Below are 24,780 nucleotides of genomic sequence, written 5' to 3'. Positions count from 1 at the left end.
GCATGCCCGATCCCGCCGGCACTCGCGATCTGTCCCGCACCTCCAGCCCCTCCCGTTCCTCCCGCTCGATCCGTCACCAAGGAGCCACCCGCATGTCTCGCACCCTCCACACCCCCTCCCGTCGGCACCTGCTGGCCGCCATGGGCCTCGGCGCCGGTGCCGCGGGGCTCGCCGCCTGCGGTGCACCTGCCGGTGGCGACGAGGCCTCCGGCCCCGTGCGCGACGGCTTCACCCAGGCGGACCTCACCGTGCCCGGCGAGTACGAGGGCCGCACGCCGATCCTGTTCTGGGCACCGTTCACCGGCGACACCTACGCGGTGCTCGCCCAGCTGTTCCAGGACTTCAACGAGTCGCAGGACGAGATCGTCGCGATCGCGGAGTCCGTCGGCAGCTACGCGGACCTGAACCAGAAGTTCACCGCGGCGCTCCAGGCGCGCGCCGTGCCCGACATCGTCTGCTTCCCCGAGATGCAGTGGCTCCAGTTCTACTTCTCCGACGCGCTCGCCCCGTTGGACGACTACTTCGACGACACCTGGAGCCTGGACAGCTTCCTGCCCAACTACATCGCCGAGGGCAAGGCCGCTGGAAAGACCTACGTGGTGCCCTTCGCCCGGTCCACGCCGCTGTTCTACTACAACAAGTCCCGTTACATCGAGGCCGGGCTGCCCGAGGAAGGGCCCTCCACCTGGGAGGAGCTCGCCGAGTTCGCCCCCGAACTGGCCACGTTCGACGTGGACGGCCGCCCGCTGTCCGCGCTCGCCCTCTCCGGGGACGCCTGGCACGGCCAGGCCGACATCTGGGGCTTCGGCGGCGCGAACTCGACCGACGGCTTCGAGGTCACGATCAACGGCGACGCAGGCATCGAATGGCTGGAGTGGCAGCGCCAGTTCATCAGCGACGGGTTCGGCTACCTCGCCAAGGATGCGAGCACCGACTTCTCCTCCGGCATCGCCGCGGGCATGCGCGGATCGACCGCCGGCCTGACCGGCACGACCGCCGCCACGGAGGGTGTGTTCGAGCTCGGCACCGCGTTCATGCTCTCCAAGGAGGGCGAGGACAAGGCGGTCCCGACCGGCGGCTCCGGCCTGTCGATCGTGCGCAGCGAGTCGAAGGAGCGCCAGGACGCCTGCGCGGAGCTGTTCCGGTTCCTCGGCGGCGCCGAGCAGTCCGCGACCTGGCACCTCGGCACCGGCTATGTGCCGATCGTCAAGGAGGCCGCGGAGACCTCGCAGGTCAAGGAGCAGGTGGCGAGCAACCCGAACTACGGGGTCGCCCTGGACCAGCTCGCCAATGCCCGCACTGCGGACTACACCAACTGGAACCAGGGTGCGGTCACCGAGATCTCGGCCGCCCAGGCGGCGGTCTACGGCGACGGCACCCCGGCGAAGGAGGCCCTGGACGCCCTGGCCCCGACCCTGCAGGAAGTCCTCGACGACAACCGTGAGGACTACGAGTCCATCGCGTTCGAGGGCTGGAAGTGACCGCCCCCGCGCGCACGCCGGGCCCGACCGGGACCCCGCAGGTGCGCCTCGACCTGCCTGCACTGGTGGGTCACCGCGGCGCCGCCGAGGTGTCCCCGGAGAACACCGTGGCGTCCTTCGTGCGCGGCATCGCCGAGGGCTCCCGGCTGCTGGAGTGCGATGTGCACCTCAGCAGCGACGGCGTGGACGCCGTGATCCATGACGCGACCATCGATCGCACCGCGCAGGAGGACTCCCCGCTGCGCACCGGCGCCGTCGCGGACCTCACCCGCGCGCAGCTGGACCGAGTGCTGGTGGGGGAGGGGCAGCACATCCCCACCCTCCGCCAGGTGCTCGACGCCGCAGTGCGCGAGGACGGCGCCCGGGTGCCGCTGCTGGTGGAGATCAAGGCCCCGGCAGCGGCCCGCCCGGTCGCCCGGATCCTCACCGAGTACTTCGGCGAGGAGACCTGGAACGCGCAGGCCTGGAAGGATGCGAGCGCCACATCGGCCCCCGCCCACGTGATCTCCTTCCATCCCGAGGCGCTGCGGACCGCCGCGGAGGAGAACCCCCGCATCCCGCTGCTGCTGACGACCACCGCCACCTCGCCCGAGTTCTTCGAGACGGCGCGCGAGCTCGGGGTCTCCCAGGTCGGGGTGCGGATCGCGGACGCCCGTCAGGCCGATGTCGAGCGGGCGCGGGACCTCGGCGTGCGGCTGAACCTGTGGACCGCTCGCTCCGAGGAGGAGCTGGCGCGGGCCCTCGAGCTCGGCTGCGACTCGCTCACCGTGGACGACCCCGCCTGGGCGTCCGCCCGACTGGAGGAGCTGGTGCAGCCATGACCCGACGTCGACCCCACGCCCCGCTGATCACCGGTCATCGCGGTGCGGCGGCCGTCGCCCCGGAGAACACCGTCACGGGTTTCCGCCGCGGTGTCGCCGACGGGGCCGACCAGCTCGAATGCGATGTGCACCTCAGCCGCGACCGGCGCGACGTGATCATCCACGATGCGACCATCGACCGCACCGCGCAGGAGGACTCCCCGCGGCGCACCGGAACGGTCGCGGACCTCACCCGGGCCGAGCTCGACGAGGTGCTGGTGGGGGAGGGCGAGCACATCCCCACACTCCGCCAGGTGCTCGATGCCGCGGTGCGCGAGGATGGCACCCGCGCCCCGGTGCTGGTGGAGATCAAGGCCCCGGCCGCCGCAGCGCTCGCCGCCCGGATCCTCACCGACACCTTCGAGGCCGCGGCGTGGTCCTCGGATCAGCCGGCCCCGGCCCGGATCATCTCCTTCCACGCCGATGCCCTGCGCATCGCGCTCGAGAAGGCGCCCGACGTGCCGCGCGGGCTGCTCGCCAGGGAGCTCTCGGACGAGGTGCTCGATGCCGCGATGGAGACGAAGGCCGAGATCCTCGGCATCCGTCTGTCCGACGTGCGGGACGGAGATTTCGAGCGGATCCGCGGGGTGGGCCTGACCCCGTCGGCCTGGGCCGCGCGCAGCGACGAGGAGATCCGCCAGGCGATCGACCTCGGCGTCCCCGAGATCGGCGCCGATGATCCGGCCCGCGCCCGACGGGTGGTCGAGGAGCACCTGGACGGGCAGTGAGCCCTCCGCCCGAATCTCGAGAGCCCTCCGCGCCTCGGGAACCCTCCTTGCTCCGGCACGTCAGCCGATGCCGCGAACAGGCGCGGCGCGCGTCGGAGCGCTGCGCCCGGTGTGACCCATAGCACCGATAGGGTGCAACAACTCCCACGGTCCGCCGTGAGCACCGGCCGCAGCACCAGCGGCCGGAGATCCGCCCCTCACCAGGAGAGTCATGTCTGAGCAGCCCACCTCGTCCGCGCAGCGCCCCGCGATCGTCGGGCACCGCGGAGCCTCCGCGCACGCGCCCGAGAACACCCTGGCGGCCTTCCGCCGCGGCATCGAGGACGGCGCCCAGCTGCTGGAGTGCGACGTCCACCTGAGCGCGGACGGCCAGGTGGTGGTCATGCACGACGAGACGATCGACCGCACCGCTGCTGCGGACTCCCCGCTGCGCACGGGCGCGATCGGTGACCTCACCCGGGCCGAGCTGGACACCGTGCTGCTGGAGGATGGCGAGAAGGTCCCGTCGCTGAAGGAGCTGCTGGAGATGACGACCGTGCCGGTCTTCATCGAGGTCAAGATCGCCGCCGCCGCGAAGGCCGTGGCCGAGCAGCTGCGCGCGCTGCCCGCCGGCTCCCCGGCGGCCGCCTCCACGGTGATCTCCTTCCACGCCGACGCACTCGCCGAGATCCGCCGCACCACCGACACCCCCGTCTCCTATCTCGTGGAGCAGGTCGGGGAGAAGGAGCTGGCCACTGCCAGAGAGCTCGGTGCCGCCGGGATCGGCCCCTCGGTCAAGGGGCTCTCGCTGCGCGCCGCCGCGGCCGCGCGCGAGGCGGGGCTGGCGGTGAACCCGTGGACGATCAACTCGCCCGAGCAGCTTGACGTCGCCCTCGCCTGCGGCGTCGCGTCGGTGACCACCGATGACCCGGCATGGGTGCAGCACGAGCTGGACGTGCGGGGCCGCTGAGGCGGAGCACGCCCAGGGGCCCTGCCCCACCGGCCCCGAAGGCGAGGGCGCCGATCCTGCTGATCGTCGGCGCCCTCGCCCTTCGTGCGGGAAGGGGCTCAGCCGTTCCTCCTGTCGTGGGACGCCTGGTGCGCCTGGACGTACTCCTCGAGCCCCATGTTCTCGAACTGGGCCACGTAGTCGTCCCACTCGGACAGGGGCTTCTTCCCGGTGATGAAGGCCGACCGGGACTCCTCCAGATGCTTGGTCAGGTCGTTGCCGACCGAGCTGAGCATCAGCGACTCCTCCTCGGTGAAGGTGAACTTCGGCCAGACCTCCTCGAGGGCGTACGGCTCGACGAGCTCGGAGCCGGCGACGGCCTGATCCGTCGTCTCGACACCGCGGAACCAGGTGTCGTTGGCGAGACCGGGATAGCGGCCGCCGAGGTAGAGGGCGTAGGGCTCGAGACCCTCGTCGATGGAGCCCGCCTCGGTGATCTCCGGCAGCAGCTCGTAGCGGCCGTCGACCTCTTCGTAGCTCTCTCCCTCGATCCCCATGAAGAACGCCTTGGCGCCCTCGTCGGAGAACCACCAGTCCATCCAGCGTGCGAGCTCGACCGGATGCGAGCAGCGATCGGTCATCGCGAACTGCCCGATCGAGGCGACCTCCGAGCGCACTGCGTGCCAGGCAGGGTCAGGATTGCCCTCGCGCGTGAGCGGAGCGAGAGCGGTGTACGCCTCGCCCTCCTTCCCGAAGAACCCGGCGGGCGTCTGCGTGTAGGTGCTGCCGACCAGCCCGTCGGACCCCAGAGCGTTCACCTTCTGGGCGTCGGTGCTGAAGATGTCCTTCATGATCAGGCCGTTGGAGTACAGCTTGTTCAGGTAGGTGAGGAGGTCGCGGTATCCGTCGGTGACCGGGTAGAAGCGGACGGTCCCCGGGGAATCGGGATCCTCGTCGATGGTCCCGACGTCGGTCCCCTGGTTGCCGATCTCGAAGGTCCCCAGCAGCGCTTCGATGAGGGTGTTGATCCCGTCGGCGACGAAACCGTTCCCGGCCCCGGCCTCCTTCGGGCCGTTCTTGACGGACTCCTCGAGGTAGGCCTCGTAGGCGTCGAGCGAATCGGGCGTATCCATGCCGAAGCGGTCGAGCCAGTCCTGCCGGACCCACAGCTTGAACATGTACCTCATGCCGAGGAACTCGGGGTCGTAGATCTGCGGCAGGGAGTAGATGTGGCCGTCGGGCTGCGTCAGCCCGTCGCGGATGGTCGGATTCTCCGTCATGATGCCGGAGAGGTTCGGCATGTACTTCTCGATGAGGTCGTCCAACGCGATGAACGTGCCCTGCGAGGAGTACTTGGCCAGGTCACCGTTGCTGATGCTGGTGCGGTAGAAGGCCTCGGGGTACTCGCCGCTCGCCAGCGAGAGGTTCTGCTTCTCCCCGACGCCGTCCAGGGGGACGAGACCGAAATCGATGTGGAGGTTGGTGGTCTCCTCGGCGAGCTTCACGCAGGCGACGTCGTCCCAGTCCTCCGCCGTCGTCGGCGGGCGGCCGGACATCAGCGAGATCGTCGTCTTCTCCTTGACGATCTTCGGATCGTCGGTGTCGGTGATGACGTTCTCGTCGGGGGATTCGATGGCTCCTTCGGTGTCGATCTCGTCGTCTCCGCCGCCGCACGAGGTGAGGGCGAGGGTCGAGGCCAGGGCGGCGCCTCCGGCGAGGGCTGAACGTCGGGTGATGGGACGCATGGGTCAGATCCTTTCGGGGATGGTCGTGCCAGTCGTGCCAGTCGTGCCAGTCGTGCCCGTCAGCGGGCGCGGGGGCGAGGAGGAAGGAGGCGGGTCGTCATCGGGGGCGACGGATACCCGGGCCAAGCACCAGGCGCCGACGAGCAGCGGGACCGATGCCCCGCACACGGGCAGCAGACCCGGCCACCTCGCCAGCACCAGGGCGACGGGCCAGACGATCCATGTCGCGGCCATCAGCACGGTGAGCACGGGCCGGGAGACGGCCACGGCGAGCGCAGCGGTGAAGACGCGGGCGACGCCTGGTGCGCGTCCGCTCTCGCGCTCGCGCAGCTCCGCCGCGCTCAGCCAGATCAGGTGCGGGATGATCGCGGCCATGACCAGCAGGCCGACCAGACATGCGCCCTGGGCCCCGGCGGCGAGCAACGGGGGCCCGCTGCGTGAGAGCAGCCATGTCAGGGCCAGCGCCCCGACCAGAGCGCCGGCCAGGAGGGCGACCCGGTTGGCGGGCCACCAGCAGCGTCGCCAGATGGACGTCATGACGTGGGGGACGGAGTGGACCTCCTGCCCCCGTGCCCACGTGGCGGCGACCTGATGCGCGGCGACGGTCGCGGGGCCGATCCCGAGGAGGATGCCGCCTGCAAGGCTCAGCAGCAGCCACCAGAAGTTCAGCCAGACGAGCCGCACCACCCAGCCCAGCAGCAGATCGATGCCCGCGAGCAGGCCGCCGGAGCGGGGCGCGGTCCACGTGGTGCGAGAGGCCGTGTTCATTCCTTGACCGATCCGATCAGCACGCCCTGGGTGAAGAAGCGCTGCAGGAACGGGTAGATCACGAGCAGCGGCAGAGACGAGACGATCATGACCGCGTATTTGATCAGGGACGCCAGTCGCAGCTGTTCAGTGAGCGACTCCGCGGAGTCGCCGTCGCCACCGCCCTGCGAGGCGTCCTGGGAGACGACGAGCAGCTCGCGCAGGACGAGCTGCAGGGGATATTTGTCGCGATCGGAGAGATAGATGAGCGCGTTGAAGTACTCGTTCCACAGGCCTACGCCGTGGAAAAGTGCCAGGGTCGCGATGATCGGCGCGGACAGTGGGATCGCGATCCGGAAGAACACCTGGAAGTCGCTCGCGCCGTCGACCTTCGCGGACTCGTTCAGCTCCTCCGGCACGGTCTGGGTGAAGAAGGCTCGGCCCACGAGGATCGCCCAGGCACCGGCCGCTCCCGGAAGGATCACCGCCCACAGGGTGTCCAGCATCCCGAGGTCCTTGACCAGCAGGTAGGTGGGGATGAGACCGCCGGAGAACAGCATCGTGAACAGGATGTACCAGGTCACGAGCTTGCGGCCCACGAACTGGGTGCGCGACAGCGCGTAGGAGCACGGCAGGACGATCGCGAGATGCACGGCGACGCCGACGAGCGTGTACACGATCGTGTTGCGATAGCCGATCCAGATGGAGGACTCCGCGAAGACGCGTCGGTACCCGTCGAGCGTCATGTCCACGGGCCACAGCCACACGCGCCCGGTGTCCACCGCCTGCGGGTCGGAGATCGACGCGATCATGACGAACCACAGCGGGTAGCCGATCACGAGGATCACGACGATCAGGAAGACGATGTTCACGCGGTCGAAGCGACGATCGCTGATCCGTCGGACGGGCCGGTGCAGGATCGCGCTCCCGTCGAGCGGCGCTTTCGCAGCAGGGTTCTGTCGGGTCGGGAGGCTCATGGCATCACCACAGACTGGTATCGGAGATACGGCGAGCCAGGTGGTTCACGCCGACGATCATGAGGATGTTGATGACCGAGTCGAAAAGCCCCACCGCGGCGGCGTAGCTGTACTGCCCCTGCAGCAGACCGGACTTGTAGACGAAGGTCTGGATGATGTCCGAGGTCTCGGCGTTCAGCGAGTTCGACATGAGCAGGACCTTCTCGAAGCCGACTGACATGAACGAGCCGAAGTCGAGGATGAACAGGATGACGACGGTCGGCAGGATCGCGGGGATGTTCACGTGGCGGATGCGTTGCAGCCTGGTCGCCCCGTCGACCTCTGCGGCCTGGTGGAGCTCCGGGTTCACCCCCGCGAGGGCCGCGAGGTAGATGATCGTCCCCCACCCGAGCGACTGCCATACGCCCGACCAGACGAACAGGTGGCGGAACCATCCGGCCTCCTGCATGAAGGGGATCGAGTCGATCCCGATGAGCCCGAGGAAATGATTGGCGATCCCGATGCGTGGATCGAGGAAGGCGACCATCATTCCCACGACCACGACGACGGACACGAAGTGGGGGGCGTAGGTCAGGGTCTGGGCGAAGCGCTTGAAGAAGCGGTTCTTCACCTCGTTCAACGACAGCGCGAGGATGATCGGCAGCGGGAAGAGGAGCAGCTGGTACAGGCTCAGGCCGAGGGTGTTGCGCAGCAGCCGCCAGAAGTAGAACGAGCTGAAGAAGCGCTGGAAGTGTTCGAGGCCTACCCACTCGCTGCCCCAGATGCCCTTCGAGGCGATGAAGTCCTTGAACGCGATCTGGACGCCGTACATGGGGACGTACTTGAAGACGAAGAAGAAGACGACGGCGGGCAGGACCAGGATCCACAGCTGCCATGAGTTGCGGACCCGGCGACGGAAGCGTCCGCCGCGCCGAGGGAGAGCCTGCGCCGGCTGCGTGCCGACGGTCCGGCCCGGCGCGATGACGCTGTTCATCGATCGACCTTCTTCCGCTCGGCGCGCACCGGAGTCGGTGTGCTGCGACCCCTCCGGGCTGCGGTGACCGGACGGGCAGCAGCACCCAGGGGTGATTTCGCACACACGATATGCAAATGACTTACGTAATGCAAGACGCGGGGGCGGCGGGCTCGGACGTCGGGGCGGCCGGTCGGACTAGGCCAGCGGCGCGCGCGGGTCGAGGATCTGAGGAATCGGAGGGTCGTCGACCTGCAGTGTCGTGGTGAGGACGTCGCGCAGCGCAAGGGTGAGCGCACCGTGCAGCGTCGCGTCCTGCCCCCGTTGATCGGTGAGGATGAGCGGGGCGTCGCCGATGGTGGTGCGCTCGGCCAGTCGCTCGCGCAGGCTCTCGAGTTCGGCCGGCCCGGTCGTCGCAGGCGGTCCGTCGATGATGAACGCTTGGGGATCCAGCATGTAGCGCATGGCGAGCAGGATGTCGACCAGGGCGTCCTGGAGGACGGCCAGCCAGCCGGCATCGAGCGTGCCGTCCTCGAGTCCGAGGGCGATGCGTCGGAACTCGACCTCCAGCCCGTCATGGCGGAGGGTGCTGGGCACGAGTCCGACGTGGGTGAAGCTGTTGTCCTCGCCGAGCGTGAGGTGGGCGCCCCGGCGCAGATGGCCGCCGAGGACGACGGCCGGGCGCAGATGGCCGTTGTCGGTGAGGTAGACGAAGTCGTGCAGCCCCTGGGCGGAGCCGTCGTGCATCGCCGCGAGGGCGCGCAGGTTCATGTCGTTCTCCACTCGAACCTGCGCCGTGGGGAACCGTGCGGACACGATGTCGCGCAGGGGGAGACCGGTCCAGGAGGGGATGATCCGCGAGAGTCGGACGGTCCCCGAGGGGTCGACGATGCCCGGCACCCCGAGCACGACGGCCAGCGGTCCACCGGTGCCGCAATCGTTCGCGACCTCGTCCATGAGCGCCTCGACGGATCGGAACACCTGCTCCAGGCGGATGTCGTCGTCGACGTGCTCATGGGGCAGATCCTGGCGGCCGTGCACTCGACCGGTCGTGCTCGTGCAGATGATGTGGGTCGAGAGGGGGCGCACATCGATGCCGACGAGTCCGGGGGTGCCCGGGCCGCGTTCGTACTGCACCGCCGGACGCCCTGCATCGGAGGCGCGCAGTCCGGCGGCGCGGATCAACGAGTGGGATTCGAGTCCGTCCAGGGCGCGGCGCACGGTGGGCCGGCTCGCGGAGAGCCCTTCCGAGAGCTCGGTGATGGTGCGGGGTCCCGAGTCGACGACCCTGCCGAACAGCTCGGAGCTCAGTGCGCGGAACGCCTCGGTGATCTCCGGTGCGGGGCCTCGGGGTCGGGGGGATTTCTCGGAGTCTGACCTTTCCATGCGATGCACTCACTCCATCTCCGGGGGCGCCTGCCACAGTGCCGTCGCGAGGTCGAGAACGGTTTCCGCAAGGTACCTCCGGCCGCGAGGGTGGTCAAGAATTCGCGGCGGCGCCGACGACCCTGTTCGGGCCCGGCGCTGAGAACCCGAGACCCGTGCCCTCCTTCCTGGTACGTTGGGCGGGACCCTATGGCGCACGTCACAGCATCGTGGTGTGCGTCGTCCCGCGTCCCCCACCCCGCGCCTCCTGCTGCGAGGCCTCGGAAGGTCCCTGTTGTGAATCGATACACTGCCGGTCATCAGCTCCTGCCCGCCTCCTTCACCCGCCGTGCCGCTCTCGGACTCGGCCTCGCCGCCGGAGGCGCGATCGCGCTCCCGATGAGCGGTGCGCTCGCCGCCGGCGAGGGCTCCCGCCCCGGCGACCGCGTGGTGCGCCCGCAGCCCAGCGCCCTCGAGCGCACCGAGCGCGAGGTGGCGCTCGGCCGCACGGTCTCCGTGATCGTCGGCGAGGACACCGACGAGGTCGCCCTGCAGGACCTCACGGAGCTGCTCGAGGCCAACGGCTGCACGGTCGCGACCGTCCTCGCCGACGACGCGGGCACCACCGCCTCCGGCACCCGCATCCACCTCGGCAGCCCGGAGGACAATCCCACGCTCCCCGCCGCCCTGGAGGTCGTCGGCGTGCCGGGCCCGGAGGATCTCGCGGCCGACGGCTACGTGCTGGCCGCGGCGAAGGACAAGGGTGCCGTGGTGGTCCTCGCCGGGCACGACGCCCGGGGCACCTACTACGCCGTCCAGACCCTGCGTCAGCTCCTGGCCGGCGGCACCCGTCTGCCCGCCGTGCAGGTGCGCGACGAGCCGCTCATGGAGATCCGCGGAGCGATCGAGGGCTTCTACGGGATCCCGTGGTCCCATCAGTCGCGTCTGGACCACTTCGCCTTCTACGGCGCCCACAAGCTGAACACCTACATCTATACGCCGAAGGACGACCTGCTGCTGCGTTCGAAGTGGCGCGAGCTCTACGCCGGCGAGGATCTCGACCAGCTCGCCGAGCTGGTCGAGGCCGCGAACGCCCATCACGTGGACTTCACCTTCGCCCTCTCGCCCGGCAACGACATCACCTACGGCAGCGACGAGGACTTCGAGGCCACCGTCACGAAGTTCGAGCAGCTGCGCGAACTGGGCGTCTCCAGCTTCTACATCGCCCTGGACGACATCCCCACCGAGCTCGGCGAGGACGACGCCGCGCAGTTCAGCTCCCTCGCCGAAGCCCAGATCCACTACCTCAACCGTGTGCAGACGGACTATGTCGAGGCCCATGACCTCGCCCCGCTCCAGACCGTCCCCACCCATTACTCGGGATCCGACCCGAGCGACTACAAGACGGAGTTCGGCACCAGCGCCCACCCGGAGATCCGCATCCAATGGACCGGGGAGGGCGTCTTCTCGCCGTCGATCACGGAGGAGTCCGTGGTCACCGCGGTGGCGTCGTACCACACGGAGCACCTGTACATCTGGGACAACTTCCCGGTCAACGACGGCCGCCGCGACCGACTGTTCCTCAACCCCCTCGAGGGCCGGGCCCCGACCCTGCACGAGCATCTGGCCGGTTTCACCGCCAACCCGATGATCGAGCCCTACGCCTCGCTGATCTCGCTGGCGAACTACGCCGACTACTGCTGGAACCCGCCGGTCTACGACGCCGAGGACTCCTGGGAGGCGGCAGTGGACGAGCTCGCAGGATCCGCGCCGGAGGTGCGCGAGGCCCTGCGCGTGTTCACGGATCTCCACCAGAACTGGCCGTACCGCGAGGGGTCTCCATCAGCCCCCGCGCTCACGGCTGACGTCGAGTCCTTCTGGGCCGCGTACGACGAGGGCGAGGACGACTCCGCCCTGGTCGCCCGGCTGGAGGCGATCGTCGACCTGGAGAGTTCGCTCGCGCCGATGGCCTCGGCCGGCTTCTACGAGGACACCCTGCCGTGGATCGTCGCCGGCGGTCACTGGGCCCGCGCCCTCCTCGCCCAGCACGAGATGCTCCTGGCGCTGCTCGAGGACCGGCTCGAGGACGCCTCGGATGCGGCGGCGGAGGTGGCGCAGCATGTGGCCGCCGCCGGCGAGGCGACCGTCCCCGACCAGCGCGAGGACGGCGTCTACAAGGAGGATCAGATCGTCCCGAGCGTGGGCGACGGCGTGTTCGAGGGCTTCCTCGCCCGTGCCTGGGAGGAGCTGCGCGAGGTGCTCCCCGAGGACCCCTCCCTGCCCTTCCGCGGCCTGCCGGGCACGGCGACGACGACGCTGGACACCTACCAGGACTACGCCGTCGAGCGGATCGTCGACGGGGACCTGGCGACCATGTTCTGGTCCAGCAGGGCCCCGAAGGTGGACGACGTGGTGCAGGTCGAGCTCGACGGGTCCCATCCGATCCGGGCCGTGAAGGTGCAGATGGCCGGGAGCGACACGACCGCGGGCGATCAGATCCACGAGGGCGTCCTCGAGCTCTCGGCCGACGGGGAGAGCTGGGAGGAGGTCGGGGCGACCGACGGCACCCCCGTGCTCGAGGTGGCGCTGGACGAACCGGTCGACGCCCGGTTCGGCCGACTCCGCGTGACCGGGAAGAATCCGAGCGGTCAGTGGGTGCAGATCCGCGAGTTCGGCCTGGCGGAGACCGCGCCGTCGTCCTGACGTGCGTGCCTCCGGGCTCCCGCTAGGGTCGGTGCATGCCAGCCCGCCCCCGTCGCCACGATCCGCAGCGCCGCGATCGCATCATCGACGCCTGTCTCGACGTGATCGCGGACCACGGCGTCGCGGGCACCTCGCATCGTCGGGTCGCGGCGAGGGCGGATGTGCCGCTGGGGTCGATGACCTATCACTTCGACGGGATGGACGACCTCCTGCGCGAGGCCTTCCTGCGGTACGCGGACCAGGGTGCCGCCGTGGTGGAGCGCCGCATGGCCTCCGCCACGACGCTCGATGAGGCGCTGGACGCGTTCGCCGTGAACATCGACGAGGACGTCTTCGGGACCCAGCGCGATCTGGTCATCAGCCAGGAGCTCTACACCCTGGCGGCCCGTCGGCCGGAGTTCCGGGACATCACCAGCGGCTGGATGGCGCGCACGCGGGCGACGCTGGCCGCCTTCGTCGACGCCGACACCGCGGTCATGCTCGACGCGCTGAACGAGGGCCTCGCCCTGCATCGCGCGCTGCACACCGATCCCTCGGCCGCCGCCCTCATCCGCGGGGCGCTGGGGCGCCTGGCCCGCCCCGACTGATCGCGCGCGGGCCTCACACCGCCGCAGAGATCTGCTCGGATTTCTGGTGAGCGCCTCGGCGCCGGCCGCTCAGCACCCCGGAGAACACGAGGACCAGGATCCCGGCGACGGGAAGCACCAGCAGACCGGTGCGCAGGCCGGCGTGGTCCGCGATCAACCCGACCAGCGGTGGCGAGACCAGGAACCCCAGCCGCATCAACCAGGACACCACGGTGAGACCGGTGCCGTGACGGAGGCCGGGGAGGTCGTCCGCCTCCTGCATCGCGGCCGGCACGAGGGTCGCGCTGCCGAGCCCGGCCAGGGCGAAGCCGGCGATGGTTCCGGGCACGGAGGGGACTGCGAGGGCCGTGGCCATGCCGACGGCGATGATCCCGCCGCCGGCCCGGGCGACGGTGCGCTGCCCGAAGCGGTCCACCAGCGTGTCCCCGAGCAGCCGGCCCACGAACTGTGCTCCGACCAGGGCGATGAAGCCCGTCGCCGCGATCGCCGCCGGGGCGCCGAGATCCCGCGAGAGGTAGAGCGTGGCCCAGGAGTTCCCGGAGTCCTCGACGAGCGTGCCGCCGATGGCGATCACGACCAGCGCGCCCAGCAGGAACGCGGTGCGGCCGCGGCCGGGGCGCATCACGGGGGCCGACGTGGCTGCTCCCGCGGTGCCCGCTGCCTCCGCGGCGCTCGCTGCGTCCGCTGCTCCCGGCGCGCCGTCGGCTCCCACCGCGGAGGCGGGGTTCTCCGGATCCTTGCCCGGCAGGGCGAAGCGGAGCGCCACCAGGGCGGTCGCGGCGAACAGGGTGCCGGAGACCGCCAGGTGCGCCCGCAGCGGCACCTCGAGCGCGATCGCCGCGGCGGCCATCGAGCCGCCGAGCACCGCGCCGATGGACCACACGGCGTGGAACGAGTTGATGATCGAGCGTCCATAGCCGCGCTGCACCCTCAGGCCGTGGGCGTTCTGCGCGACGTCGGTGATCGCGTCGCAGGCGCCGGCGACCAGCAGGGCGAGGGCGAGGGCGGCGGCCACCGGGGCCCAGGAGGCGGCGATGAGCCCGAGCGCCGTGAGGATCGTGCCGACGACTGCGAGCGGGGCCGAGCCGAATCGGCGGATCAGGGCTCCGGCTCCCAGCCCGGCGAGGATCGCGCCGGCCGGGAACGCGGCGAGCACCAGGCCATAGGTGGAGTTCGCCAGACCCAGCTCGCCCTTGATCTCCGGATACCGGGGCAGGATGTTCGCGATCAGGGCGCCGTTGGTGAGGAACATGGCGGCGACGGCCCCCCGGGCACGACGCACCTCGGGGAGGACAGCAGTCATGCGTACGAGCGTACGCAGCGGCGCTGCGGGATGTCGACAGTGATCCTCGACTCTCTTCGCCGCGAAAGCGTCCGGCCAGCAGAAAACCCGGCCGAGCAGGGACTTCTGCTGATCTGGACCAGAAGTACTCCCGGCGCCTGCCCACCGCTCGGACTCCGTATTCCAACATCTGGGATGACTGCGTACTCTGGAACGGCTCTGACCGCAGGGCGCCGCGGGCGTGCCACGCCTGCAGTCGCCGCAGACGCTCCTCTCCAGAGGACCCTGAAAGGACCGCGATGATCGATTCGATGCTCCAGAACACGTATGACCAGGTGCTGCACCGCAACCCGGGTGAACCCGAGTTCCACCAGGCAGTGCGTGAGGTCTTCGAGTCGCTCGAGTACATCCAGGGTCGCCACCCGGAGTACAACGATGAGGGCATCATCATGCGCCTGTGCGAGCCGGAGCGTCAGATCATCTTCCGCGTCCCGTGGGTCGACGACGAGGGGACCGTGCAGATCAACCGCGGCTTCCGCGTCGAGTACAACTCCGCCCTCGGCCCCTACAAGGGCGGCCTGCGCTTCCACCCCTCGGTGAACCTCGGCATCGTGAAGTTCCTCGGCTTCGAGCAGATCTTCAAGAACTCCCTGACCGGCCTGCCCATCGGCGGCGGCAAGGGCGGCTCCGACTTCGACCCGCACGGCCGCTCCGACGGCGAGGTCATGCGCTTCTGCCAGTCCTTCATGACCGAGCTGCACCGCCACATGGGCGAGTACACCGATGTTCCCGCCGGTGACATCGGTGTGGGCGCCCGCGAGATCGGCTACCTCTTCGGCCAGTACAAGCGCCTCACCAACCGCTACGAGGCCGGCGTGCTCACCGGCAAGGGCCTGGACTGGGGCGGCTCCCTCGTGCGCAAGGAGGCCACCGGCTACGGCGCCGCCATCTTCGCCGACGAGATGCTCAAGGTCCACGGCGCCGCAGTCGACGGGCGTCGGGTCTCCGTCTCCGGCTCCGGCAACGTCGCGATCTACGCGATCGAGAAGATCAGGCAGCTCGGCGGCACTCCCGTGACCGCCTCGGACTCCTCCGGCTACGTGGTCGACGAGAAGGGCATCGACTTCAAGCTGCTCCAGCAGATCAAGGAGGTCGAGCGCGGCCGCATCGCCGAGTACGCGGAGCGTCGTGGCGACAGTGCCCGCTTCGTGGCCGGCGGCAGCGTCTGGGACGTCCCCGTCGACATCGCGCTGCCCAGCGCCACCCAGAACGAGCTCGGCGTCGACGCCGCTCGCACCCTGGTCAAGAATGGTGTGCGCGCGGTCTCCGAGGGCGCGAACATGCCCTGCACCCCCGAGGCCGTCTCGGTGTTCCGCGAGGCGGGCGTCGCCTTCGGGCCCGGCAAGGCCGCGAACGCCGGCGGCGTCGCGACCAGCGCGCTGGAGATGCAGCAGAACGCGAGCCGTGACGCCTGGAGCTTCGAGCACACCGAGGAGCGCCTCACCCAGATCATGAAGGGCATCCACACGACGTGCGTGGAGACCGCCGACGAGCTCGGCCGCCCCGGCGACTACGTGGTCGGCGCGAACGTGGCCGGCTTCCGCAAGGTCGCCGACGCCATGATCGCCTTCGGCGTCATCTGAGCCGACACCTCCTGGTCGCGCCGCCGGTCCGTCCGGCGGTCGACCGATGACGGGCCCTTCCGTGCCGTTCCCTGCGCGTGTGCAGGTCGGCGGCACGGGAGGGCCCTCGTGCGTGCGCCTGTGCATTCTGTGACCTGGAACACCACCCTCTCGCTGAGAATGGTTCTCAGGAACTGTTAGTGTTCCTTTCATGCATCAGATGAGAACCATTGTCATGAAACGACGTGCTGTCGCCCTGCTCGGCGCGGGCGTGCTCGCGCTGTCCGCGTGCGGCGGCCCGAGCGGGGGCGCCGCCGACGAGGGTGCCTCCGACGGCGGCGGCGAGGCGGCTCCGGCCTCGGACCGCACCGAGGTGGGCGCGCTGTCCCCGCGGATCGTGCTCGCCCACGACGGCGGCGTGACCACCCTCGACTCCTCCGACGGCAGCACCCTCGGCACGGCTGACGTCGACGGCTTCGTGCGCCTGAATCCCGCCGGGGACGGCCGCCATGTCGCAGTCAGCGCGTCGGACGCGATCACCATGTACGACACCGGCCTGATCTCCCAGGCCCACGGCGACCACTTCCACTACTACACGCAGGATCCGGCGCTCACCGAGCTGTCGCTCGACGCCCCCATGCCCGGGCACGTCGTCCCCCAAGGCGATCGCACCGCTCTGTTCGCCGACGGCACCGGCGGCATCACCGTGATCGACCCGAGCAAGCTCGCCGACGGCGACCTCGGCGTGGTCGAGGAGACCGCCGCAGCCGATCCTCACCACGGGGTCGCGGTGCCGCTGTCCGATGGTGGGCTGCTGCGCACCGAGGGCACCGAGGACGAGCGCCACACCGTCCAGGTGCTCGACGCCGACGGCGAGGTCACCGCCGAGACCGACGACTGCCCGGGCGTGCACGGCGAGGCCGCCGCCCAGCCCACCGAGTCCGGCGACGTCATCAGCCTGGGCTGTGAGAACGGTGCGGTGATCTACCGCGACGGTGAGTTCCACAAGGTCGACATCGAGGGCGACTACGAGCGCTCCGGCAATCAGAAGGGCCATGAGGACTCCCCGATCGTGCTGGCCGACCGAAAGGTCGAGGCCGACCCCGAGGGCGGCATCGAGCGCCCCACCGAGATCGCCCTGATCGACACCCGTGACGACACCGAGCAGATCGTCGACCTCGGATCCGAGTACTGGTTCCGGTCGCTGGATCGCGGACCGGATGGCGAGGCCCTCGTGCTCACCACCGACGGCGAGCTGAACATCCTGGACCCCGAGTCCGGCGACATCCTCCACGAGGTCCCGGTGACCGAGGAGTGGAGCGAGCCGGACAACTGGCAGGAGGCCGGCCCGATGATGTCGGTGGCCGACGGCACCGCCTTCGTGGTCGACCCCGAGGCCAAGAAGCTCACGATGGTCGACATCGCCAGCGGCGAGGTCTACCGCGAGCTGGACCTGCCCGTGGTCCCGCACGAGATCCAGGTCGCCACCGGCACCGCCTCGGGCGAGTACGAGATCACGCCGGGCGCGGATGACCACGACGACCATGACGAGGACGCCGACCACGACGAGGACGCCGACCACGCCCACGACGAGACCAGCGATGGCGGAGGCCACGAGGGCCACGACCACTGACGTCGCCGCATGCCTGCCCCGCCGGACTGAGCCTCTCAGCCTGCCGGGGCAGGCACGCGTTCCCAGGGGCCGACCTCGATCACGGCTCCTCCGGGCACCCCGGACACGAGATCGAAAGGCGCTTCCCCGGGCCCGACCTCATCACGGGCGGCAGCGGCCGGGGCGTCGTCGCCCGATCCAGGAGTCTCCGGATCATCGCTCCCGGAGCCGGAGAGGTCGACGGACTGGGGCGCGCCCCCGGGCGCGAGGCGCAGGGTCAGGGTCTGCGGGGTCTCCTGATCGGCGGCGGTGCGATACCCGGGCCAGTACAGCAGCGATCGCGCGGAGTCGCCGGGGCGGAGTCCGATGCCGTCCTCCGGCTGCTCCGTGGCCTCGAGGTGCGTGAGGGGCTCCGGACGCAGGGCGATCTCCTCGCCGCCCTGCGTGAGGGTCAGCTCCGGGGTGCCGCGCACAGCACACGCCTCCTCGCCGTCGTTCGTCGCGGTGAGGGCGCCGGCCGAGTTGCCGGTCCACCAATCCCAGCCGCCGGCGCTGATCGCCAGGTTCCCGGCGGCGCATTCGGGCAGGTCAGAGGCGTCCATGGGAGGGGAGGACTCGGGATCCCGGGGCCGGCCCGCAAGCGTCCCGTCCGCCGTTCCCTCGCCCGAACCGGTCGAGCCGTCGCCTGACGTGCTGCCGCCGTCGGCCGATCCGTCGCTGTCCGATCGCCCGCCGGGGCCCACCTCCGTGCCCGCCCCCTCGGGGGCCTCGGACCTCGCCGCGTCGACCCAGGCATCGTCGGCAGGTGCGTCGACCGGCCAGGCCGCCCGCACCCCGAGCGCCAGCAGTGCGACGACGGCGAACGCCGTGACGAGCCTGCCGGCGTCGGGTCGTGCGGGCACCGGCCGGGCAGCACCGCCGGACGCCCTGCTCTCCACGGCTGCCTGCCGGGGGAGCAGCCGGCCCGTCACGACCGCCCCGGCGAGCAGCAGTGCGCTGAGCATCGGGATCCCGCGCAGCGGGGCGGCCACCACCAGCATCGTCACCACGAACGCCACCGGGTGCAGGCACACCAGCCCCAGCACGAGCAGCGGGACGCCCGTCCCGGCGCCCGCCATCCAGTACGCCGTCCGATCGGACGCTGCGCCGGGCCGCATCCAGCGCCAGGCGCCGCCCGCGGCCACGGCGACTGCGACGCCGGCCCCCGCGAGGCCCATCGGCCGCGACACAGAGATCGCCAGCCATCCGGCACCGACGAGCAGCGCTCCGGCCAGGAGCATCACGCCGAGCAGTCGCCAGACCTCGGTCGCACGGCGCCCGCGCGGCGCGGGAGATGGCGGTGCCGGTGCCGGTGCCGGTGCCGGAGCGGGAGCCGACGCCGGGGCGTCGTCGGCGCGGAGCACCGGCTCGGGGGCAGCGACGGAGGGGGCAGCAGGCACCGGACGAGCGGGCACGGCGAATCCTCCGAGCAGCCAGCCGAGGACCGCGGCGACACCGGCCCCTGCGGAGACGCCGAGGTAGTAGCGTCGGGCGTCGATCCAGAGGTCGGTGCAGGTGGTGTCATCGCAGTCGAACGCCCACGCCGGAGGATCGCCGAGGCGACTCGCCCAGAGGCCCACGCAGATCAGCACCGCCAGCGCACCGACGCACAGGGTGAGCGCGATGGCCCAGGGCGCCGGCCGCAGAACGGCGAGGGCGCGGCGGGGCGGGGTGGGGCTGGGCACGCTCGAAATCTAGTCGAGCGGGCCGGCGCCCACGCTCAGCCGGGACGGATCTGCACGATGCGCGCACCGATCCTGCACGCTGACGAGAATGCGGCGCTCAGAAGCCCAGCTGACTCGGTAATCCCACTGGTTCAGGAGCCCAGCTGGTTCAGAAGCCCAGCTGGTCGGCACGGGCGGTGATCGCCTCGGCCGTGGCGATGGCCTGGTCCACATAGGCCTCGCCGAACAGGTGGACGTGCGCGAGCAGGCCGAAGAACAGGTGCGCGCAGAGGTCCTGCTCCCAGTCGCCCGGCATCGGGTGCTCGGCCTCGTATCCCTCGAAGATCTCCTCGAGGAAGGGCGCCCCGAACAGGGACAGCATCGCGAGGTCCTCGAGGCGGTGCCCGCCGTGCGCGGCCGGGTCGATGAGGGTGGCGCCGTCCGCCGTCCACAGCAGATTCCCGGACCACAGGTCACCGTGGACTCGAGCGGGCTCTTCCGTGCCCTGCCCGCTGATGCCGTCGAAGGCGCCGTCGGCGATCACGTCGATCGCCTCGTCGATGGTGTCGTGCCCGTCGGCACCGAGGGTGCGGGTGATGCGATCGGCCAGCGGTCGCAGGCGGTCCTCGGACCAGAAGTCGGGGAAGTCCTCGTGCTCGGCGGTGGCGACCTCGAACGGGCTGTCGAGGGGACCGAACCAGGCGGTCGGGGCGGGGGACCAGCCGAAGCTCTGCGCCCCGGCGTCGTGCAGTCGGGCGAGCTGCGCACCGAACTCGCGGGCGGCGTCGGCCGAGGGTGCGACCTCCTCCAGGCGCTCCAGTCGCAGGAAGTCCTTGCCCTCCTCGAGCACCGGGACCACGGGCACCACCTGCGGCTCTGCCAGCCACTGGAGGCCGGCGGCCTCCGCGGCGAAGTAGCCCTTGGGGGCGTTCGGTCCGTTCTTCTCGAAGTCGCTCATGGCCCCACCGTACGCAGATCGCTCCGCGTGGCAACCGAGGTCGGTCCCACCGTGGTGCGCGCCGCAATGCGCGGTGGAGCGTGGGGCGGGCCGTGCGCGGCCGCGGCGAGATCTCAGGCGGGCAGTCCGAGCTCCTGGGCGAGGGTGCCGCGCAGGATCGGCAGCACCCGACGGTGCAGGGATCGGGTGGAGGCCCGGGAGGCGACGTGCACCAGCATCGCGGTGCGCTCGTACGCGATCCATGCCCGCATCCGGTCGCGGAGGGAAGCTGTGTCCGCGACCGAGGCGGGCAGCTCGCCGGCCCGGCTGCGGGCGCGCACATAGGCGTCGACGAACGCGGTCACCTGGTCCGGGTCCAGCGGGACGTACCAGGGCCCGCCGTGCACCGCGCCCCCGATGATCGCCAGGTCACGGGCGGGATCATCGCCCTGCGCCCACTCGAAGTCGATGTATCGGGCCGTCGGGCCGCCCGCCCCGTGCTCCCACAGGATGTTCGTGGCGCACAGGTCGCCATGGGCCAGCACGAAACCGTCCAGAGCGGCGAGGTCCTGCTCGATCGTCGCGACCCGGGCGAGCGCCGCCTCCAGGAAGGGCTCCAAGCCGTGCTCGGCGATCACCGGGCCATGCGCGCTGCGCCAGGCAGCGACCTCCTCCTCCACCTCGGTGAGCAGGGACTGCGCACCGCGCGGCACGGCGGCCCATGGATCCGGACCGAGCCCCACCGGGCCCCGCCCGGGGGCGGGGACGGAATGCAGACGGGCGAGGACGTCGGCGTGGGCGGCCAGCTCCAGGTCGGTCCAGGCCTCCGGGGCGGCCGCCGTGCCGGGCACGTCGGATGCCACCACGAACGCGTGCCCGATCGGGCTGGTCGCGGGGTCCTCATGGGCTACGACCGGTGCAGGGCCGACCGATGCGGGGAGCAGGGACAGCGCCGCGATCTCCTGGCCGAGGTCCTGGGTCAGCTCATCCGGTGCGACGTGGGGGACCCGCACGATCACTGCTGCGCCGCGCTGGGGCACCACGCGCCAGGCGGCGAAGCGCTCGCCCACACCCGCGAGGGAGACCTGCGCCTCGCCCGACGGGGTCGCAGCGGCCGATTCGGAGCCGTCGCGGCCGGGCCCGCTCGGAGCCAGCTGGCCCGTACCCGTCGGCCGCAGCAGGGCTCCGGCGCGCCAGGCCTCCCGCAGCTGCTCGCCCAGGGCGGGCGAGGCCGGATCCAGCAGGGCCGCGGAGCGGCTGGACGGTGAGCGGACCACATCGACTCCTGGGGAGACGGGGGAGAGGGGGTCTCGATCCTACGGGGGAGCGGGCGCGAGCACCCTCGGACTCCGCGTACCGTGGGAGGGTCCTGATCACTGTCGCGACCGGCCGCCGTGAAGCACCGCCGACTCCAGCCGCCCGTCGCCCTGCACCCTCGAGGAGTTCGTCCATGGAGCTCGCCCTGCTCGCGATCGGCGTCGGCATCGGTGTCGGCATCGTGGTCGGTGCGCTGGGAGCGGGCGGCGGCATCCTCGCGGTGCCGGTGCTGGTGTTCCTGCTCGGCATGCCGGCGCACTCCGCGACGGCCTCGAGCCTGATCATCGTGCTGATCACCGCGCTGGTGAGCCTTCCCCACCATGCCCGGCACGGGAACGTGGAGTGGAGGAGCGGCGCGGTGTTCGCCGCGATCTCCGTGGCCGGTGCCGTCGTCGGCTCCCGGCTCTCCGCACTGGTTCCGGAGCAGGTGCTGCTCACGCTGTTCGGGGTGCTGCTGGTCGCGGTCGCGTTCGCCATGCTGCGCCGCGCGCTGCGCACCCGGAGCGAGGAGCGCGCCGAGGCCGCCGCCCACGGCTCTCGCGGGGCCGACGCCGAGGCGACCGTCGCGATCCACGATGATCCCGTGCTGGACCAGCCCGGCCCGGACACCACCGAATCGGCCGACGGCCTGCTGCACCATCACGGCGAGGCCGAGCTGCCCACCACCCCGACCCGGCCCGCCTCGCCCCGGCTGCCGCTCGTCATCGCGGCAGCCACCCTCACCGGGCTCCTCACCGGTTTCTTCGGCGTCGGCGGCGGCTTCATCGTGGTCCCGATGCTGGTGATCGCCCTGGGCCTGGCCATGCGCCGCGCCTCCGGCACCAGCCTGCTGGTCATGGTGATCGCCACCGCCGCGAGCCTGCTGGCACGCGTGGGCACCGACGTCCAGATCGACTGGGCCACCACCCTGATCTTCGCGGCCGGCTCCGCAGCGGGAGGCATCGTCGGCGGCCCGCTGTCGGCGAAGGCCCGCGCCTCCACGCTGACCCTGCTGTTCTCCGGGCTGCTGGGCGGCGTCGCCGCGGTGACCCTGGTCCAGACCCTGCTCGTCTGATCCGGCTGGGGCGCGGGGCGCGGGGCGCAGGGCGCGGGGGCGCGGTGGAAGCGGTGGAGCAGGGAGCAGGCGGGTGGGAAGCGGGCGGGCGAGGTACTTGGGGAACAGCGAGCAGACGACCGGGAAGCGGGCTGGCGAGGTACCAGGGGAGCGGCAGTTCTACCCCGGCGAAATAGGCGTTGAGAGCCCGCTATTCCGCCTCTTCGGACGGGGTGCTCGGGGTGGAGCACTGTCGGGCCGGCGCGTGCTTGGCCGCCGAGCAGCGTGCCGGGCGGTGCGGGCGCCGAGGCCGAGGGAGGAGCTCAGCTCCACCATGCTGCACGCCTCGCCGGGCCCGCGGCGCGGAGAAACCACTGGCCGCTGGAGGGAGCCCGTGGAAAGGTGCTCACCATGAGCACTCCCGACGACTCCGCCACCTCGACTCTGCCCTCGTCGCCCGATGCCTCGTCCCCGGACTCGGCGTCCGACACCTCGACTCCGCCCTCGGCGTCCGACACCTCGTCCGCGGCCCCATCGCCCGCCATCTCGACCGCGCGCTCGCTGCCCGCCACCCGGGTCGACCCTCCGCCGATGGCCGGCGAGCGGGAGTCGCTCGACGCCTGGATCGAGTACTACCGCGAGACGGCACTGCGGAAGATCGACGGGCTGGACGCTGAGCAGCTGTGCACCAGGTCGGTGCCGCCGTCGGCTCTCAGCCCGATCGGGATCATCCGCCACCTCACGGACAACGAGGCCTACTGGCTGCGCGAGGTCCTGCTCGATGACGAGCAGCCTGATCCGCACTGCAGCGAGGACAATCCCGACGGGGATTTCGAGGACATCGAGCCCGCCACCGCGCTCGCCGATATCGAGGCCTACCGCCAGGAGCTGGACGCCACCCGCGCCGCACAGGCGAGCTGGAGCGACCTGGACGGGCCGGTGCGGGGACTGCGCCACGGGGAGCACGTCAACCTGCGCTGGATCCTCACCCACCTCATCGAGGAGTACGCCCGCCACCTCGGGCATCTCGACCTGCTGTGCGAGGTGATCGACGGTCGTACCGGAGAATGAGCGCCATGCCCGCTGTGCCGTTCCCGCCTGCCGTGCCCTCCACACCAGTCACACCCACCACACCAGCCTCACCCTCCTCACCTGCCTCGCCCGCCTCGCCCGCCTTGCCGCCGCGTCGTCCCATCCGGCCCGATCAGGTCACGCTGACCCTCCTCGCGGCGGATGACGCCCCCGCGCTCGCGGAGCTCGAGGCACGCAATCAGGACCAGCTGCTGGTGGCCGCGCCCGCACGGGAGGAGGACTGGTGCACCGAGGCCGCGCAGCGCACGGCGATCGCGCATGCCCTCGCCGACCGCGAGATGGGCCGTAGCCTCCCGCTCGCGATCCGGTTCGAGGAGGACGGTGTGACCGGACTCGTCGGCCGACTCAACCTCTCGGGCATCACGCGCGGCGCGTTCGACTCCGCCTCGCTCGGCTACTGGGTCGACCATGCCGTCACCGGTCGCGGAGTCGCCACTGCGGCGGTGCGCAGCGCGATCGGCGTGGCGTTCGGCGGCCTCGGACTGCATCGGATCCAGGCCGAGGTGAAGGTGGGCAACGACGCCTCCTGCCGCGTGCTCGAGCACTGCGGGTTCGCCGAATACGGTCTGGCGCCCTCCTACCTCCGGCTCGGCGGGGAATGGTCGGACTGCCGCCTGTTCCAGCTGGTCGACTCGCGGTGGCGGCCGACGGGGTCGTCGATGCCGCCTGCGACCGAAGGGACTGTCGTCGGCCCGGAGATGCCGGCGCTGCAGGAGACCCTGGACCTCTACGGGGCGGTGGGCTGGGGCGCCTACACGGACGAGCCCGCCACGCTGATGCGTGCACTCGCCGGCAGCGCCCGTGTGGTCACCGCCCGACGCGACGGCCGCCTGCTGGGCCTCGCCCGGGTGATCGGAGACGGCGCCACCATCGTCTATCTGCAGGACGTGCTCGTGCACCCCGATGCACGACGGTCAGGAGTCGGCCGACGCCTCGTCGACGCGGCCTTCGCACCCTTCGCCGACGTGCGCCAGCAGGTGCTGCTCACCGATGCCGAGCCGGGCCAGCGAGCTTTCTACGAGTCGCTCGGGTTCACCGAGGTCCACGATCACGAGCCGGAGCTGCGCTCCTTCGTGCGCCAATAGCGGCGGTCGTAGGGGTCGTGGGGG

20 protein-coding genes are annotated in these 24,780 nt (G+C 71.0%); 11 read left to right on the top strand and 9 right to left on the bottom strand.

Going from position 1 to position 24,780, the window contains the following annotated elements; genetic code table 11:
- Positions 1 to 92 precede the first annotated feature (92 nt).
- The 4 genes from CIK71_RS08300 to CIK71_RS08285 all read left to right on the top strand — a co-directional run bounded on the left by CIK71_RS08300 (position 93) and on the right by CIK71_RS08285 (position 4,018).
- Complete coding sequence (locus CIK71_RS08300) at positions 93 to 1,481, top strand: ABC transporter substrate-binding protein (RefSeq protein ID WP_096164715.1); 1,389 nt, start codon at positions 93 to 95, stop codon at positions 1,479 to 1,481.
- On the top strand, positions 1,478 to 2,302 hold the full coding sequence (locus CIK71_RS08295) for a glycerophosphodiester phosphodiesterase (RefSeq protein ID WP_241963915.1): 825 nt from the start codon (positions 1,478 to 1,480) through the stop codon (positions 2,300 to 2,302). Before CIK71_RS08300 ends, CIK71_RS08295 begins: the two co-directional genes overlap by 4 nt.
- On the top strand, positions 2,299 to 3,069 hold the full coding sequence (locus tag CIK71_RS08290) for a glycerophosphodiester phosphodiesterase (RefSeq protein ID WP_096164714.1): 771 nt from the start codon (positions 2,299 to 2,301) through the stop codon (positions 3,067 to 3,069). The genes CIK71_RS08295 and CIK71_RS08290 overlap by 4 nt, the downstream gene beginning before the upstream one ends.
- A 211-nt stretch (positions 3,070 to 3,280) precedes the next feature.
- Positions 3,281 to 4,018: a glycerophosphodiester phosphodiesterase gene (locus CIK71_RS08285; RefSeq protein ID WP_096164713.1), complete on the top strand. Its 738-nt coding sequence runs from the start codon at positions 3,281 to 3,283 to the stop codon at positions 4,016 to 4,018.
- 98 nt (positions 4,019 to 4,116) lie between these two features.
- Here CIK71_RS08285 and CIK71_RS08280 read toward each other — a convergent pair whose 3' ends face one another.
- The 5 genes from CIK71_RS08280 to CIK71_RS08260 form a co-directional block, all read right to left on the bottom strand.
- A complete protein-coding gene (locus CIK71_RS08280; RefSeq protein WP_096164712.1) occupies positions 4,117 to 5,742 on the bottom strand; it encodes an extracellular solute-binding protein in 1,626 nt (541 codons plus the stop codon).
- Between the two features lie 3 nt (positions 5,743 to 5,745).
- Positions 5,746 to 6,510, bottom strand: coding sequence for a YesL family protein (locus tag CIK71_RS08275; protein WP_096164711.1), 765 nt, complete (start codon positions 6,508 to 6,510; stop codon positions 5,746 to 5,748).
- Complete coding sequence (locus CIK71_RS08270) at positions 6,507 to 7,466, bottom strand: carbohydrate ABC transporter permease (RefSeq protein WP_096164710.1); 960 nt, start codon at positions 7,464 to 7,466, stop codon at positions 6,507 to 6,509. Before CIK71_RS08270 ends, CIK71_RS08275 begins: the two co-directional genes overlap by 4 nt.
- Before the next feature lie 4 nt (positions 7,467 to 7,470).
- A complete protein-coding gene (locus tag CIK71_RS08265) occupies positions 7,471 to 8,439 on the bottom strand; it encodes an ABC transporter permease (RefSeq protein ID WP_096164709.1) in 969 nt (322 codons plus the stop codon).
- Between the two features lie 177 nt (positions 8,440 to 8,616).
- Positions 8,617 to 9,804, bottom strand: a complete 1,188-nt coding sequence (locus CIK71_RS08260) for an ROK family transcriptional regulator (RefSeq protein ID WP_096164708.1) — start codon at positions 9,802 to 9,804, stop codon at positions 8,617 to 8,619.
- Positions 9,805 to 10,080: 276 nt separating this feature from the next.
- Here CIK71_RS08260 and CIK71_RS08255 point away from each other — a divergent pair, with 276 nt between their 5' ends.
- The gene (locus tag CIK71_RS08255) at positions 10,081 to 12,486 is read left to right on the top strand and encodes a glycoside hydrolase family 84 protein (protein ID WP_096164707.1); all 2,406 of its coding nucleotides are present in this window, start codon (positions 10,081 to 10,083) and stop codon (positions 12,484 to 12,486) included.
- A gap of 35 nt (positions 12,487 to 12,521) precedes the next feature.
- On the top strand, positions 12,522 to 13,073 hold the full coding sequence (locus CIK71_RS08250) for a TetR/AcrR family transcriptional regulator (protein ID WP_096164706.1): 552 nt from the start codon (positions 12,522 to 12,524) through the stop codon (positions 13,071 to 13,073).
- A 13-nt stretch (positions 13,074 to 13,086) separates the two neighbouring features.
- Here CIK71_RS08250 and CIK71_RS08245 read toward each other — a convergent pair whose 3' ends face one another.
- A complete protein-coding gene (locus tag CIK71_RS08245) occupies positions 13,087 to 14,376 on the bottom strand; it encodes an MFS transporter (RefSeq protein WP_096164705.1) in 1,290 nt (429 codons plus the stop codon).
- A 278-nt stretch (positions 14,377 to 14,654) separates the two neighbouring features.
- Here CIK71_RS08245 and gdhA point away from each other — a divergent pair, with 278 nt between their 5' ends.
- Together gdhA and CIK71_RS08235 are read left to right on the top strand one after the other, a co-directional pair.
- Positions 14,655 to 15,998, top strand: coding sequence for an NADP-specific glutamate dehydrogenase (gene gdhA / locus CIK71_RS08240; RefSeq protein ID WP_096164704.1), 1,344 nt, complete (start codon positions 14,655 to 14,657; stop codon positions 15,996 to 15,998).
- 214 nt (positions 15,999 to 16,212) lie between these two features.
- The gene (locus tag CIK71_RS08235; RefSeq protein ID WP_096164703.1) at positions 16,213 to 17,610 is read left to right on the top strand and encodes a hypothetical protein; all 1,398 of its coding nucleotides are present in this window, start codon (positions 16,213 to 16,215) and stop codon (positions 17,608 to 17,610) included.
- Positions 17,611 to 17,645: 35 nt separating this feature from the next.
- Here the strand turns inward: CIK71_RS08235 and CIK71_RS08230 are convergent, their stop codons facing one another.
- The 3 genes from CIK71_RS08230 to CIK71_RS08220 form a co-directional block, all read right to left on the bottom strand.
- Positions 17,646 to 19,313: a DUF4232 domain-containing protein gene (locus CIK71_RS08230; RefSeq protein ID WP_096164702.1), complete on the bottom strand. Its 1,668-nt coding sequence runs from the start codon at positions 19,311 to 19,313 to the stop codon at positions 17,646 to 17,648.
- 148 nt (positions 19,314 to 19,461) lie between these two features.
- The gene (locus CIK71_RS08225; protein ID WP_096164701.1) at positions 19,462 to 20,250 is read right to left on the bottom strand and encodes a fructosamine kinase family protein; all 789 of its coding nucleotides are present in this window, start codon (positions 20,248 to 20,250) and stop codon (positions 19,462 to 19,464) included.
- Between the two features lie 113 nt (positions 20,251 to 20,363).
- Positions 20,364 to 21,506, bottom strand: coding sequence for a phosphotransferase family protein (locus CIK71_RS08220; protein WP_096164700.1), 1,143 nt, complete (start codon positions 21,504 to 21,506; stop codon positions 20,364 to 20,366).
- A 173-nt stretch (positions 21,507 to 21,679) separates the two neighbouring features.
- Here CIK71_RS08220 and CIK71_RS08215 point away from each other — a divergent pair, with 173 nt between their 5' ends.
- From CIK71_RS08215 to CIK71_RS18220, 3 genes are all read left to right on the top strand, one after another.
- A complete protein-coding gene (locus CIK71_RS08215; RefSeq protein WP_096164699.1) occupies positions 21,680 to 22,600 on the top strand; it encodes a sulfite exporter TauE/SafE family protein in 921 nt (306 codons plus the stop codon).
- Between the two features lie 390 nt (positions 22,601 to 22,990).
- Positions 22,991 to 23,650: a DinB family protein gene (locus tag CIK71_RS08210; protein WP_199586250.1), complete on the top strand. Its 660-nt coding sequence runs from the start codon at positions 22,991 to 22,993 to the stop codon at positions 23,648 to 23,650.
- Between the two features lie 5 nt (positions 23,651 to 23,655).
- Entirely contained in the window at positions 23,656 to 24,756 is a 1,101-nt protein-coding gene (locus CIK71_RS18220; RefSeq protein WP_338022868.1) for a GNAT family N-acetyltransferase, read from the top strand.
- Positions 24,757 to 24,780: the final 24 nt, after the last annotated feature.

The sequence above is a fragment of the Brachybacterium alimentarium genome (assembly GCF_002332425.1).
Classification (GTDB): Bacteria; Actinomycetota; Actinomycetes; order Actinomycetales; family Dermabacteraceae; genus Brachybacterium; species Brachybacterium alimentarium.
Note: the sequence above shows the minus strand (reverse complement) of the source record. Positions and strands in the feature narration are given on the sequence as shown.